Here is a 13,480-nt window from a genome sequence, read left to right on the forward strand (position 1 = left end):
CGTCAGCCCCGGGAGCGCGCGCCCGCGCCGGTCGTCAGTCCCGGAGCAGGACGGCGCGGGTGAGCTCCCAGGTCTCCGGGTCGGCCGCGACCAGCAGGCCGTCCTCGCCGCCGGGGGCCTCCGGGCGGTACGGGTTGCCGTCCAGCCGGGAGGACACGCCGCCGGCCTCGGTGACGAGCAGGGAGCCGGGGGCGTGGTCCCAGGGCAGGGTGCGCCAGTAGAGGATGAAGTCGCAGCGGCCCTCGACGACGTCGGGGTACTCGATCCCGGCGGCGTGCCGGCCGGGCGAGACCTCGCCGAAGGCCGCGGCGTTGGCCCGCAGCCGTTCCTGGCGGTCCGGTTCCAGGAAGCGGCTCTTGACCGATCCGCGCAGCTTCGCGGCGTCGTGCGGCGCCGGCGGCCGGGTCAGCCGGATGCCGTCGCGCCAGGACCCGGCGCCCAGTTCGGCGCGGTAGGCGGTGGCGGTGGCGGGTTGCCAGATCCAGGAGGCGACGGTCCGTCCGGAGCGGACCAGGGAGCACATGACGGCGTAGTCGGGGCGGCCGGCGACGAAGTTGGCGGTGCCGTCGACCGGGTCGACCAGCCAGGCGGCGGGCTCGTCGTGCAGGGCCCGCGCGAGTGCCGGGTCGGCGGCGACGGCCTCCTCGCCGACCACGGGGACCGGCAGCAGCTCGCGCAGGCGGCGGGCGATGATCGCTTCGGCCTCGCGGTCCGCGACCGTCACGACCTCGCCGGGTGCCTTCTCCATCACCTCGCCGGCGGCCAGCGCCCGGAAGCGCGGCTCCACCGCCTCGGCCGACGCCTCGGCGAGTATCTCCGCCACCTTGTCCATCAGCACCTTCGCGCTCCCTTCGCTGCCTCCACTGTCCCACGAGTGCGCGGACGTGACCTGCGGCGGCCCCGGGGTGGCAGGGGGGCGGGAGGGGGAGAGGCGGCGGCCGTCGGCTGACGTCTGACAGCCGACGGGTAACAGGTGACAGATAACAGATGACAACTTTCGAAATCTGTTATCTGTCACCTGTCATCTGTTACCCGTCAATCGTCGGCCCTCACCCGCCCAGGTAGTGGAAGCCCGGGCGAGGGTGCATCAGGAACTCGTGGTGCGAGATGTTCCAGGCGTAGGCCCCCGCCATGGCGAACAGCACGCGGTCGGCCGCCCGCAGGCCGTCGGCGCCGTCCGCGGCCCGGGCGAGGACGTCCTTCGGTGTGCAGAGCTGTCCGGCCAGGGTGGCGCGGCCGGTGGTGACGGCGGGGCGCGGCCACGGGTGCGGCCAGCCCTCCACCGGGAGGACCTCGAAGGGCTGCGAGTGCCCCCGGGTCGCGGGGGTGCGCAGGTGGTGGGTACCGCCGCGGACCACGGCGAAGTCCTCGCCGTGGCTCTGCTTCACGTCCAGCACCTCCGTCGCGTACCAGCCGCAGTGGGCGGTCAGTGCGCGGCCGGGTTCGATGCGCAGGGTCAGCCCGGGACGGTCGCCGAGCAGCTCGTCCAGCCCCTCCCCGAAGGCCTTCCAGTCGAAGTGTTCGGTCGGGTCGTCGTAGTCCACGGCCATTCCGCCGCCGATGTTGACCTCGGTGAGCGGGAATCCGTGCCGCTCGGCCAGCGCGGTCGACCAGGCCACGATCTGCCCGGCGACGGCCAGTTGCTCGGCGGCGGCGAGCCCGCTGGCCAGGTGGGCGTGCACGCCGCGCAGGCGCAGCCGCCGCCCGAGCCGTCCGACGCCGTCGCCGTGGCGATCGCCGTGGCGATCGCCGTCGGCGCCGGCGGTGAGCAGCCGCACGCACTCCTCGGCCTGTTCCGGGTCCAGCCCGAAGGGCGTGGGCCGGCCGCCCATCGCGAGCGCCACCTCGTCCAGCGCGCCCGTGGTGACGGGCAGGTTGACGCGCAGCAGCACGTCGACGACGGTGCCGGGCCGGTCGGCGAGCACGGCGTCGAGCCGGTGCAGCTCCTGCTCGCTCTCCACGTGCCAGCGGTGCACCCCGGCGTCCACCGCGGCGGCGATCTCGGCGGGCGTCTTCCCGGGCCCGCCGAAGGCCAGCGGGGCTCCCGGGACGGCGGCCCGCACGTGCGCGAGTTCACCGCCGCTGGAGACCTCGTAGCCGTCCACCGCGTCGCGCAGCGCGGCCAGGACGGGCGCCTCCGGGTTGGCCTTGGCCGCGTAGTACAGCTCGACCCGGTCGGGCAGCGCGGCCCGGACGACGGCGGCGTGCGCGCGCAGCGCCGCCAGGTCGTACACGTAGGCGGGCAGCTCCTCGGGTGCGAGGGCGGCGGCGTGTCGGCGGACGGTCTCGGTCATCGGACGGCGCTCCCGAGGGACAGCGGGACGGGCATGCGGGCGGCCTCGGCGAGGACCGAGCCGGCCAGCGGGGAGGGCAGGCGGACGTAGCCGGCCTCGCGGTCGGCCTTGCGCTCCCAGCGGGTCAGCAGGTTGGCCTTGGCCGGCAGCGGGACGCCGGCCAGCAGCGCCCGCAGCCGGGGCGGGCGGCCGTGCGCTGCCGCGTACTCCTCCAGGGTGTCCCGGACGGCCTGCCACAGCGGGCCCTCCAGCCCGGGGTGGCGGTCCGCGAGGGCGGCGAGCAGTTCGGCGACGTGGTTGACCAGCAGGCAGTAGACCACCCGGTCCCAGCCGCGCTCGGCGTCGTAGGTCATCGGCCCGGCGACCTCGGGCGGGAGGGCGGCGAGGACGGCGGCGTTGCGCTCGGGCACCAGCTTGGTGCCCTCCAGGTCGCGGAAGAGGACCTGGGCGGGGTGCCCGTCGGCGTCGACGCCGATGAGCACGTTCTGCAGGTGCGGTTCCAGGACCACGCCGTGGTCGAAGTAGGCGGCGAGCACCGGCGGGAGGAGCAGCCGCAGGTAGGCGCGCCACCAGTCCAGGGCCCGCCCGCCGTCCGGGTCGTCCCCCAGCAGCCGGGAGACGTGCGCCGAGCTGGTGGGGTGTTCGTCGGCGACGGCGGCCGCCAGCAGCGGGGTGACCCCGGGGCGCAGCAGGCCGCCGAAGCCCTCGCGGACGATCAGGCCGAAGCCCTCGTAGAGCGCCTGGTCGGGTCGGCCGTCGGCGCCGGGCAGGGCCAGTGTGCGGAACGCGGGCTCGCGCAGCATCGCCGCGTCGGGGAAGCGCCGGGCGAGGTCGGCGAGCGCGGGGGCGAGCAGCCGGGTCAGGGCGACGGCGCCGGTGAGCTCGTACGCGGCGTTCTTGCGCAGGCAGTTGGTGATGCGGACGTTGAGGCTGAACTTGAGGAAGGCGTCCGCGCCGTACAGGGTGCGGACGGAGGCGGTGGCGGCGAACTCCTCGCCGCGCGGCCCGAGGTCGAGCACGTCGCCCCGGGCCAGCGCCCCGCGCAGCAGCGGGTGGTCGCCGACGAGTCGGTACTGCCAGGGGTGGGCCGGCAGCAGCCGGTAGCCCTCCGGGACGTCGCCGAGCCCGTCGAGCAGGGCGTTCGACCGTTCGTCCGGGGACTGCCCGGCGAGCAGTTCGGAACGGACGGCGAGGTGGCGGAGCCGGAACGCGGCGCGGGACTCCGGCGCGTAGTGGCGCCAGTCGCCGCGGGCGGCGGAGCGGGACTTGGGCGCCGGGTGGAAGCGGTGGCCGAACAACAGGGCCTGCTCGGACTCCAGGTAGCGGTCCGCGCCGGGGGCCGGACGGTTCTCCAGCCCCTGGCGTACGCCCTCGTGGCTGGAGGCGACCTGGTCGAGGAACTCCTCGTTGACCGTCCCGGTGCGCAGCTCCAGTTCGCCCTGGACGTGCGCGGCCAGCTCCTGCCAGCCCAACTCCTCCCAGTCGCCGTTCCGTTCGATCTCGACCGGGCCGGTGAAGCGGTGCGCTCCGAGCAGCGAGGTGCGGCGCAGGGCGACCCGGAGGAGGGCGCCGCGCCGGGGCAGGCGCAGCAGCAGGCGGCCGTCGGCCGCGGCGGTCTGGTGCTCCGGCGCGGAGACCTCGCGCAGCAGGCAGTTGAGCAGGGTGTGGGCCACCGCGTGGTCGGCGGAAGGGAGTTCACGGTCGAGCGGGTGGTGACTGACCGGGCGGTGGCCGGCCGGGTGGTGGCCGGCCGGGGCGTGGCCGAGCGGGTGGTGACTGGCCGGGGCGTGGCCGAGCGGGTGGTGACTGGCCGGGGCGTGGGTGATCGGCTCGTCGGTCATCGGCGGCTCCATCGCTGGCGGAGGGACGGGAGGGTGAGTGAGCTGGCCGCGACGGCGGCCAGGAGGGCGGCGGCGGTGCCCGCCACCACGGGGGCGGCGGCGCCGTACCGGCCGTTGGCCAGCGCGGCCACCGCGCCGGCGGCCACGGCGCCGCCCTTGGAGACGAGTTCGAGGGTGCCGAACATCCGGCCCGGCTGGCGGCCGCGGGCGGCCCCGGCGGCGAGCACGGACAGGCTCACCAGGCCGAGGGTCAGTCCGGCCCCGAGCAGCAGCCGCACCGCGACGAAGACGGGCAGCGAGTACGCGACGGCGTGTCCGGCCAGGCCCAGCGCGACGAGGCCGAAGCCGAGCGCGATGCCGGCGTGCGGGCGGGTGTGGAAGGCGGTGTGGGTGCGCGCGGCGAACGCCAGGTAGCACAGGTGCGGCACGGCGAACAGTACTCCGGTGGTGGTGCCGGAGACGCCCGGCAGTCGCTGTTCGGCGAGCGCGATGAGGTAGGGGAAGGAGATGACGGTGGCGAAGACGAACGCGAACTCGAAGGCGTAGAGCGGCAGGAGCGGTGTGCTCGCCGCCGGCCCGGCGGGCTCCGCGGGGCCGGCGCCGGTCGCCGGGCGGGCCGGCTCGGGCAGCAGGGCGAGGAACACGGCCGCGGCGAGCGGCAGGACGGCCATCACCAGGTACTGGCGGTGCGGGTCGATCCAGGGGGACAGCGCGCCGACCAGGATGGGTGCGGCCACCAGGGCGGCGCGGGCGGAGCCCTGCATCAGGGTGAGCGCGCGGGACAGCCTGGAGCCGTCGAGGGCGGCGGCGAGGTAGCCGTTGGTGGCGGCGAAGGTGCCGCCGAGGAACCCCTGCAGCACCAGCGCGGCGGTGAACGCGGGCAGGCTGTCGGCGGCCCCGGCCAGCAGGAAGGAGACGGTGAGCCCGAGTTGCGCGCGCAGCAGCAGCCGCTTGCGGCCGAAGCGGTCGGCCAGCCGGCCCCACAGCGGTGCGCCGAGCGCGCTGAACACCGTCGGGACGACGTAGAGCACCCCGGCCCAGCGGGCCTGCGGGTCGCCGAGGGTCGGCAGGATGGTGGTGAGGTAGGGCGGCAGGCCGAGTGCGGCGAAGGAGGCGACGAAGTAGCAGGCCGCCACGGCGTGCACCTGGCGTCGGCCGAGCCCGTCCGCCGCGGTGGTGCGGCCACCGGTCCGCTGCGGGAGGGTTTCCACGCTCATCGGGCGTCCCCGGCCGGGGACCTGCCCGGTATCGCCTGCTCCAGCAGGTAGTTGGGGCCGGTCGTGTAGTGCTTGTTGACGTCGGCGGCGCCGGAGCGCTGCTTGCTGAGCAGGGTTCCGGCGGTGACCATGGCCTTGACCGGCAGGCGTTCGGCCTCCAGCAGGTCGGTGCGCAGCGCTGCGCCGGCCGGTCCGATCCGGTCGACGGCCTCGGCCAGGCGCTTGCGCAGCAGGGCCAGCAACTCGTCGAGTCCGGCGCGGCCGTGCGCGGCGAGGCCGAAGGCGAGCGCGCCGGTGCACAGGTGGCCGGTGATGGTGGTGAACAGGTCGGTGAGCGGCCGGTCGTCCTCGCCGAAGATCCTGGCGTCGTCGAACTCCTCGCGGGCCGGGGCGAGTTCGCCGAGCGTCGCGGTGAGCCGGGCGGTGTGCACGCGCGGGCCGTCGTCGTCCTTGTAGAGCAGGCGCAGGCCGTTCTCGTCGAGCACCAGCGAGGTGTTCTGCTGGTGCGACTCCAGGGCGACGCCGTAGCCGAACAGGGTGGCCTGCCAGTCGAGCAGCAGCTCCAGCAGGGCGTCGTAGAGGGCGAGGGGGTCGCCGCCGTGGAAGCGGTCGGCGAGGTGGTCGAGCACCAGGCGCCCGCCGGGCGCGGGGGCCAGCAGGGCGGCCAGCGGGACCGTGACGGCCCGCTCCAGCCCGGCCGGGTAGCGCCGCAGCAGCACGGCCAGCAGCTCGTGCCCGGCGTGCGCCCAGCTCTGCTCGTCGGCGTGCAGGATCCGGTCGGCGAACCGCGGCTCGCGGGCCAGCACGGCCTCGACCAGGCGCTGGCCGGCGGCGCCGTCGAGCAGCGTCCCCGGCTTGATGGTGCGGCGGTTGAGCCGGCCCAGGGTGGCGGTCGCGAGCGGGAGCTTGAGGTGGCAGGAGGGGTCGTCGGCGACGGCGACGGTGCGCATGGAGAGCGTCGGCACGACGGTCAGGTAGGGCCGGTCGGCGAGCACCGCGCGGCCGGCCAGGCCGGTGGCCGCCAGCGCCTCCTCCAGTGCGGCCCCGACGGTGAGCGGGTGGACCGGCAGGGTGGTCCAGCCGTCGCCCGGGCACGCGTCCGCCAGGCCGAGCCAGGCCGGGGTGGGCCACCAGCTCGGCAGCGGGTGTTCGCCGTGGGTGGTGAGCGCGTCCGTCGGCGCGGCCAGCCAGCGCAGTTCGAAGGCAGGGTGGAACTCGGGCGCGTAGGAGCGCAGTTGTGCCTCGTCGAGACCGGCCCGGCCGCGCGCGGTCGGGTAGACGGGGTGGTCGAGGTAGGCGGCGAGGGTGTCGTGGCCGAGGGCGGCGGCCGGGCCGGTCCAGTCGGCCGGGTCCGCGCCGTACAGGTCGGTGAGCCGGGCGTGCACCTCGTCGCGGGCCCGTTCGTGCAGCTCCATGGTGGCGAGGGTCTGCCGGCACTCCTCGGCGAAGGCCGCCCAGCCGGGCCGGTCCTCGGCCTCGGCCAGGGCGGTGAGGGCCGCCACGACGGTGTCCAGACCGGTGACCGTCCGCCCGTCGAGCTCCAGCAGCGGCAGCCGGGCGGCGTACTCGCTCTGGAACCCCTCGGCGGTGACGGGCAGGGCGAGCGGGGCGTCCGCCGGGACGAGCCAGCGGCCGTCGGCGCGCTCCTGCGCGGCGGAGCGGGTGCGCAGGCCGAGGACGTCCTCGCGCAGCAGGGCGGAGAGCACGCGCAGGGTGAGCTGCTCGTCGGCGGTCACGGGGTGACCTCCCAGCGGTTGGCGGCGAGGAAGCGGGCGACGGCGGTGTCCACCGCGCCCTGGTCGGTGCCGACGGCCCAGATGACGCCCAGGTAGTCCCGGTTGGTGCGGTAGTGCTCGTGCCGCTCGCCGAGCGGGCGCAGCGGGCGGTAGGCGAGCCGGACGCCGTCGCGTTCCTCGTCGTACGGTCCGGGGGCGGAGGTGAGCACGCCGGCGCGGTCGGCGAGGACCGCCTCGTTGCGGGCCCGGCGCGGGGTGGCGGTGCACGACTCGCCGAGGTCGGCGGGGAGTTCGCGGCCGAGGTGGACGGAGAGGATGTGCTCGAAGAGCGGGACGCCGAGGATCTCGGCGAGCATCAGGTCGCACTGGTCGCCGATGGCTCGGTAGTTGACCTCGATGATCCGGGCGCGGCCGTCCGGCTGGACGACGAACTCGGTGTGGCAGGCGCCGAGTCCGACGCCGATCGCGTCCAGCTGGGCGAGCACCTGCCCGACCACCGCGGCGGGGTGGGCGGGGACGAACTCGAGGACCTCCTCGATGAAGTCCGGCGGCGGCGACAGACGGGTGCGGAAGCCGCCGAGGACGTGCCGGCGGCGGCCGTCGCCGAGCGTCTCCAGGGTGCACAGCGGCCCCTCCAGGAACTCCTCGACGACGAGCGTGGCGCCGGCCCGGCGGTGCTGGATCTTTCGGCAGCGCGCCGCGAGTTCGGCGGCGTCGGCGACCAGGACGACGTCCTCGCTGGCCACGCCCTCGCGCGGTTTGACCACGCACGGGAACGGCGGGTCCAGCTCGGCCGGGTCCTGTCCGGGGGCCAGCTCGGCGGACCAGACGGCGTCCTGGCCGGTCAGGGCGAGGTGGCGGCGCAGCTGGCCCTTGTCCTTGGCCCGCAGCGCGGCCTTCCAGTCCTTCGCGGGCAGGCCGAAGTACTCGGCGGCCAGGGCGGTCTGGGTCTGCAGGTGGTCGCTGTTGCTGAACACCGCGTCGGGCGCGTGGTGCCGGGAGAGCAGGCTGATCACCGCACGGAAGTCCCGGACGTCGCACTCCAGCACCTCGGGTGCGATGAACGGGAGGTCGGCGTAGGCCTTCAGGTGGGGCCCGGCGTGGTCGGTCAGGACGGTGACGTCGAGCCCGAGCCGGTCGGCGGCGGGCAGGAAGCCGTCGGTGACCGAGTCGGTGGGGTTGAGGGCGAGCAGGTAGAGCCGCATGGGGAGGGGTCCTCGGGTTGTCCTCGGGGTGGTGGCGAGCCGGTGGCGGCGGGCGGACCGGGCGCCCCGCGCCCGCCCGCCGCCGGCGGTCGGCGGTTACTTCGGGGCGTCGACGCCCGCGGCCTTGGCGATGTCGACGAGCATCGCGTCGGCGGCCTGGACGCCGATGCCGGACATCCAGGTCTCGTCCGGGACGTTGAAGACCTTGCCGTTCTTGACCGCGTTCAGGCCCTTCCAGACCGGGGTCTGCTGGACCTCGCTCTCCTTGGTCTTGGACGGGTCGTCGGCGGTGGTGACGAACACCAGGTCGGCGTCGGCCTGGTTGATCTGCTCGGCGCTGACCTCGAGGATGTTCTGGTCGACGTCCTGGGGGGCCGGGCGGGTGAGGCCGACGTCCTTGAGGACGACGCCGCTGTAGGAGGACTTGGCGTACAGGCGGGTCGGCCCGGCGACGAAGCGGACCACCGAGGCGGTCGGCATGGTGCCGCCGTTCTTCGCCTTGATCGCCTCGCCGAGCTTGGCCGCGCGCGCCTCGTAGTCGGCGAGCGCCTTCTTCGTCTGGTCCTCCTTGCCGAGGGCCTGGGCGTAGAGGGCGAGGTTCTGCTTCCACGGGAAGCCGGTGGTCTCGGCGAGCACGGTCGGGGCGATCGCGTTCAGCTGGTCGTAGACCTTGGCGTGGCGGACCTTGGAGGAGAGGATCAGGTCGGGCTTGAGGGAGGCGATCAGCTCCAGGTTCGGCTCGTTCATCGGGCCGACGTCCTTGGTGTCCTTGATCTTGTCCTTGAGGTAGGAGGGGAACCCGCCCTCGGTCTTCATGTGCGGCGACACCGCGCCGACGGGCGTGATGCCGAGCAGCGTGACGTCGTCCAGCTCGCCGCTGTCGAGCACCACGACGCGCTGGGGCTGTGCCTTGATCTGGGCCGTTCCGGCGGCGTGGGTGACGGTGCGCGGGAAGCCGGCGGTGGCTCCGGCGCTCGCGGAGGCGCCGGCCTGGACGGTGTCCCCGCCCTGCTTGGTCCCGCCGTCGCTGCCGCAGGCGGCGAGCAGCGTGGTGGAGAGGGCGGCGGCGAGGACGGCGACGGGCAGTCGGCGGTTCATGGGGGTTCCTTGGATCCGGTCGAACGGGGGACGGGGAGGGGGAGGGACGGGAGGAAGGGAGTGGGGGGAAGGGCGGGGGAGGGGAGGGGTGTCCGGGCGCGGCCGTCAGCCGGCGGCGGCTCCGGCGCGGGCACGGGCCCGGGGGACGACCAGCGGCGTGCCGGTCTCCGGGTCGGGCACCACCCGGCAGGGCACCTGGAAGACGGCCTCGACCAGCTCGGCGGTGAGCACCTCGGAGGGCGCGCCGGCGGCGGCCAGCCGGCCGTCCTTGAGCACCACCAGGTGGTCGGCGTACCGGGCGGCCTGTCCGAGGTCGTGCAGCACCATGACGACGGTGCGGCCGGCCTCGGCGTGCAGGTCGGCCACCAGGTCGAGGACGTCGAGCTGGTGGCGGAGGTCGAGGAAGGTGGTCGGTTCGTCGAGCAGCAGCAGCTCGGTGTCCTGGGCGAGCGCGAGCGCGATCCAGGCGCGCTGGCGTTGCCCGCCGGAGAGCCGGTCGACCTGCTGGTCGCGCAGTTCGGCGGTGCCGGTGCGCCGCAGCGCCTCCTCGACGGCCTCCTGGTCGGCCGCGGACCACGGGCTGAGCATCCGCTGGTGCGGGTAGCGGCCCAGTCGGACGAGGGCCTCGACGGTGATCGCCTCGGGGGTGACCGGCTGCTGCGGAAGCAGGCCCATCCGCTTGGCGAGCGCCCGGGCGGGCATCCGGTGGATGTCGGAGCCGTCCAGGGTGACGGTGCCGGCGGCCGGGCCGAGCAGGCGGACCAGTCCGCGCAGCAGGGTGGACTTGCCGCAGGCGTTCGGTCCGACGATCGCGGTGACGGCGCCGCCGGGCAGTTCGAGGTCGAGTCCGTCGACGACGGTGCGGTCGCCGTAGCGCAGGTGGAGGCCGTGGGCGGCGAGCCGGTTGGCGGTGGGGTCGACGGTGGGGGCCGTGGTCATCAGCTGTTCCTCACGGGGAGCCGGCCCTGGCGGATCATCAGCGCCAGGAGCCAGGGCGCGCCGAGGGTGGCGGTGACGGCACCGACCGGCAGGCCGTGGACGGGGATCACGTGGAGCACGAGGAGGTCGGCGCCGAGCAGCAGGACGGCGCCGGTGAGCGCGGTGAGCCCGAGGGTGCCGAGGGTGGGGGGACCGGCGAGCAGCCGGACGAGGTGCGGCACGGCGAGCGCGACGAAGGCGACCGGGCCGGTGAGGGCGGCGGCCAGCGAGGCGAGGGTGATGCCGAGCAGCAGCAGGAGGAGCCGGTCGCGCCCGGGGTCGAGGCCGAGCCCGCCGGCGGAGTCGTCGCCGAGGTCGAGGACGGCGACCCGGCGCTGGCAGAGCAGCACGGCGCCGGCGGTGAGGGCGATGGCCGTGCCGCCGATCCACACCTCGGTCCAGTTGCGGCCGTAGAGCGAGCCGGTGGTCCACTGCATCGCGGAGGAGGCCAGTTCGGCCGGGAACCGGACGATCATCAGGTTCACGGCGGCGGCCAGGCCCTGCTGGACGGCCAGGCCGACCAGCACCAGGCGGGTGACGGCCATCCGGGACTTCCAGGCGAAGCCGCCGAGCAGCAGGGCCGCGAGCAGCCCGCCGCCGAGCGCGGCCAGCGGGATCAGCTGCTGGGAGGCGCCCGTGGCGATCATCAGGACGGCGCCGAAGGAGGCTCCGCCGGTGACGCCGATGGTGTCGGGGGAGGCGAGCGGGTTGCGGAAGAGCCGCTGCAGCATGGAGCCGGCCATCGCCAGTGCGGCGCCCGCGATGAGCGCCGACACCACGCGCGGTGCGCGGAACTGCTGCACCACCAGCACGTTTCCGGGGTCGCCCTGTCCGACGAGGGCGCGCAGCGCGTCCCAGACGGAGATGCTCAGCCGTCCGGTGCCCAGCGCGACGCCGGTGAGCAGGACCAGCAGGACGGCGGCCAGGGCCGACCAGGCGGCGGTGCGGGCCCGGCGCCGGGCGAGGGTGCGGACGGGCAGGGCGAGCGCGGTCACCGGGCCACCTTCCGGGCGAGCACCGCGAGCAGCGGGGCCCCGAGGAAGGCGGTCACGATGCCGACCTCGATCTCGGAGGGGCGCACCACGAGCCGGCCGAGCACGTCGGCGGTGAGCAGCAGCAGCGGACCGGTGATCAGACAGCCGGGCAGCAGCCAGCGGTGGTCGTTGCCGAGCAGCGGGCGGACCAGGTGCGGCGCGGCCAGGCCGATGAAGGCGACCGGTCCGGCGACGGCGACGGCGCTGCCGGCGAGCAGCACGACGGCGAGCCCGCCGGCGAGCCGGATCCGGGCGACCGGCACGCCCAGCGACTGGGCGGTCTCGTCGCCGAGGGCGAGGGCGTTGAGCGCGGGGGAGATGGCCAGGGCGCCCAGCAGGCCGACGGCCAGGAACGGCAGCACCGGCAGGAGGGTGTCCAGCTGCCGCCCGGCGATCGAGCCGGCCAGCCAGAACCGGGCCTCGTCCAGGGTGCGGTGACTGGCCAGCATCAGGGCGGAGGTCCAGGAGGTGAGCACCACGGTGAGCACGGTGCCGCCGAGGGCGAGCCGGACGGGGTCGAGGTCCCCGCCGCGGCGGGACATCGCGTACGCGGCGACGGCGGCGACGGCGGCTCCGGCGAAGGCGAACCAGACGTACTGGACGGGCCGGGCGAGGCCCAGCGCGTAGATCGCGGCGACGACGGCGAGGCCGGCGCCGGCGTTGATCCCGAGGGTGACGGGGGAGGCCAGCGGGTTGCGGGTGACGCCCTGGGCGACGGCCCCGGCGACGCCGAGCGCGGCTCCGACGGCCAGCCCGATCACCGTGCGGGGCAGCCGAAGGCCCGTCACGACGTCGGCGTCGCCGCCGTGGGCGGCTCCGGTCAGCGCGTCCACGACGGTGGACAGCGGGATGGATCGGGAGCCGAGCGCGAGGCTCAGCGCGGCGCACAGCACGAGCGCGCCCGCTCCGGCGATCAGCAGCAGGGGCCGCCGGACCGCCGAGGACCGGGGCGTCGCCGGGGCCGTGGCGGCCGTCGGGTCGGTTCTCAACACGAGTCGACATCTTAGGTTAGGTTTGCCTAAGTTCGTCAATCTCGGACTCCCGCCCACCGCCCGTTCGACCGCGGACCGGCACGGGGGCGCGGCCCGAGATGGCATGCCATCCGCGACATTGTAAGGTGAGCCTCACCTTATTCGATCATGCGGAGTCGATCTAGGGAGCGAAGATGATCCCGGGACCACCCCTGCCCGTCGCACCGCCGTCCGCGCTGCTCGGTGACTACCGGCGGCTGCTCGGCCTCTGCCCGGTGCTGAGCCTGCGTCTGCTCGACGCCGCGGAACCGGCGCCCGAGGCCGCCGACGGCTGGTACGGCGCGACCCGGATCGCCGACGACGAACGGGCCCTGGCCGCCGTGCTGGCCGGCGCGGAGGAGCGCATCGCCGCCGAACACGGCCGCGCCCCCCGGCCCCACGTCACCGCGTCCCGGCTGCTGCACCACTACGCCTGGTCGGTCTGCCTGCTCATCGCCGGCCCCTGGCACCTCTCCCGGCGGGTCCCCGTCATCGACCCTTCCGACGTGTGGCTGCACGCCCCCACCGGCGACCTCGCCCTGCGTCCGCGGGGCCACGTCGAGCTCCCCGGAGACGACGAGCTGCGCGCCGAGCTGCGGGCCGCCGTCGTCGGCCACCTCGAACCGCTGCTCGCGGCCTTCGCCGCCCCCACCCGCCGCCGGGACCGCGCCCTGTGGGGCATGGTGACGGACGATCTCGCCTCCGCCGTCTGGTACCTCGGCCGGATGCTCGGCGACGAGGACGCCGCCGTCGCGGCCGCCGGGGCGCTGCTGCCCGGCGGCACCCTCCCGCTGCCCGGCGCCGCCGACTTCCGCCGGCTGCACACCCCCGACGGGCGCGGCCACCACACCCGCACCCGGCTCGGCTGCTGCCTCTACTACGCCGTCGGGCCCGCCGCCACCGCCTGCCTGACCTGCCCGCGCACCGGTGACGAGGAACGGCTGCGCAGGCTCTGACGGCGCGTCCGGGGAGCGGGCGGCTCTAACCTCGGTTATCCTCCCGGCTGCACGTTCGGCGTGCGCGGCCGGCCGCCGATGGTGTAAGGCGCAGACAGGAGCGGCGGCAAC

General features: G+C 75.3%; 11 protein-coding genes. 1 reads left to right on the top strand and 10 read right to left on the bottom strand.

Translation table 11 applies throughout. From position 1 onward, the window contains the following. Positions 1-34 precede the first annotated feature (34 nt). The 10 genes from AB0N04_RS01225 to AB0N04_RS01270 all read right to left on the bottom strand — a co-directional run bounded on the left by AB0N04_RS01225 (position 35) and on the right by AB0N04_RS01270 (position 12,326). Complete coding sequence (locus tag AB0N04_RS01225; protein WP_360205475.1) at positions 35-832, bottom strand: inositol monophosphatase family protein; 798 nt, start codon at positions 830-832, stop codon at positions 35-37. Positions 833-1,049: 217 nt separating this feature from the next. Further along, entirely contained in the window at positions 1,050-2,294 is a 1,245-nt protein-coding gene (locus AB0N04_RS01230) for a type III PLP-dependent enzyme (RefSeq protein ID WP_360205430.1), read from the bottom strand. Beyond that, on the bottom strand, positions 2,291-4,135 hold the full coding sequence (locus AB0N04_RS01235; RefSeq protein WP_360205432.1) for an IucA/IucC family protein: 1,845 nt from the start codon (positions 4,133-4,135) through the stop codon (positions 2,291-2,293). Before AB0N04_RS01235 ends, AB0N04_RS01230 begins: the two co-directional genes overlap by 4 nt. Then, positions 4,132-5,352 carry an MFS transporter gene (locus AB0N04_RS01240; protein WP_360205434.1) on the bottom strand — a complete coding sequence of 407 codons (1,221 nt, stop codon included), beginning with the start codon at positions 5,350-5,352 and terminating at the stop codon, positions 4,132-4,134. The genes AB0N04_RS01235 and AB0N04_RS01240 overlap by 4 nt, the downstream gene beginning before the upstream one ends. Then, on the bottom strand, positions 5,349-7,088 hold the full coding sequence (locus AB0N04_RS01245) for an IucA/IucC family protein (protein WP_360205436.1): 1,740 nt from the start codon (positions 7,086-7,088) through the stop codon (positions 5,349-5,351). The genes AB0N04_RS01240 and AB0N04_RS01245 overlap by 4 nt, the downstream gene beginning before the upstream one ends. After that, complete coding sequence (locus AB0N04_RS01250; protein ID WP_360205438.1) at positions 7,085-8,293, bottom strand: ATP-grasp domain-containing protein; 1,209 nt, start codon at positions 8,291-8,293, stop codon at positions 7,085-7,087. Before AB0N04_RS01250 ends, AB0N04_RS01245 begins: the two co-directional genes overlap by 4 nt. Before the next feature lie 96 nt (positions 8,294-8,389). Further along, complete coding sequence (locus tag AB0N04_RS01255; RefSeq protein ID WP_363362922.1) at positions 8,390-9,391, bottom strand: iron-siderophore ABC transporter substrate-binding protein; 1,002 nt, start codon at positions 9,389-9,391, stop codon at positions 8,390-8,392. A 105-nt stretch (positions 9,392-9,496) separates the two neighbouring features. Then, positions 9,497-10,330, bottom strand: a complete 834-nt coding sequence (locus tag AB0N04_RS01260; RefSeq protein WP_360205444.1) for an ABC transporter ATP-binding protein — start codon at positions 10,328-10,330, stop codon at positions 9,497-9,499. Continuing rightward, the gene (locus tag AB0N04_RS01265; RefSeq protein WP_360205478.1) at positions 10,330-11,283 is read right to left on the bottom strand and encodes an iron ABC transporter permease; all 954 of its coding nucleotides are present in this window, start codon (positions 11,281-11,283) and stop codon (positions 10,330-10,332) included. The genes AB0N04_RS01260 and AB0N04_RS01265 overlap by 1 nt, the downstream gene beginning before the upstream one ends. 77 nt (positions 11,284-11,360) lie before the next feature. Further along, positions 11,361-12,326, bottom strand: a complete 966-nt coding sequence (locus tag AB0N04_RS01270; RefSeq protein WP_360205481.1) for an iron ABC transporter permease — start codon at positions 12,324-12,326, stop codon at positions 11,361-11,363. Between the two features lie 242 nt (positions 12,327-12,568). Here AB0N04_RS01270 and AB0N04_RS01275 point away from each other — a divergent pair, with 242 nt between their 5' ends. Further along, positions 12,569-13,369 (top strand): (2Fe-2S)-binding protein, encoded by an 801-nt coding sequence (locus AB0N04_RS01275; protein ID WP_360205447.1) that lies wholly within the window; start codon positions 12,569-12,571, stop codon positions 13,367-13,369. The last annotated feature ends 111 nt before the right edge of the window (positions 13,370-13,480 follow it).

This window comes from Kitasatospora sp. NPDC051702, from assembly GCF_040681575.1.
Classification (GTDB): Bacteria; Actinomycetota; Actinomycetes; order Streptomycetales; family Streptomycetaceae; genus Kitasatospora.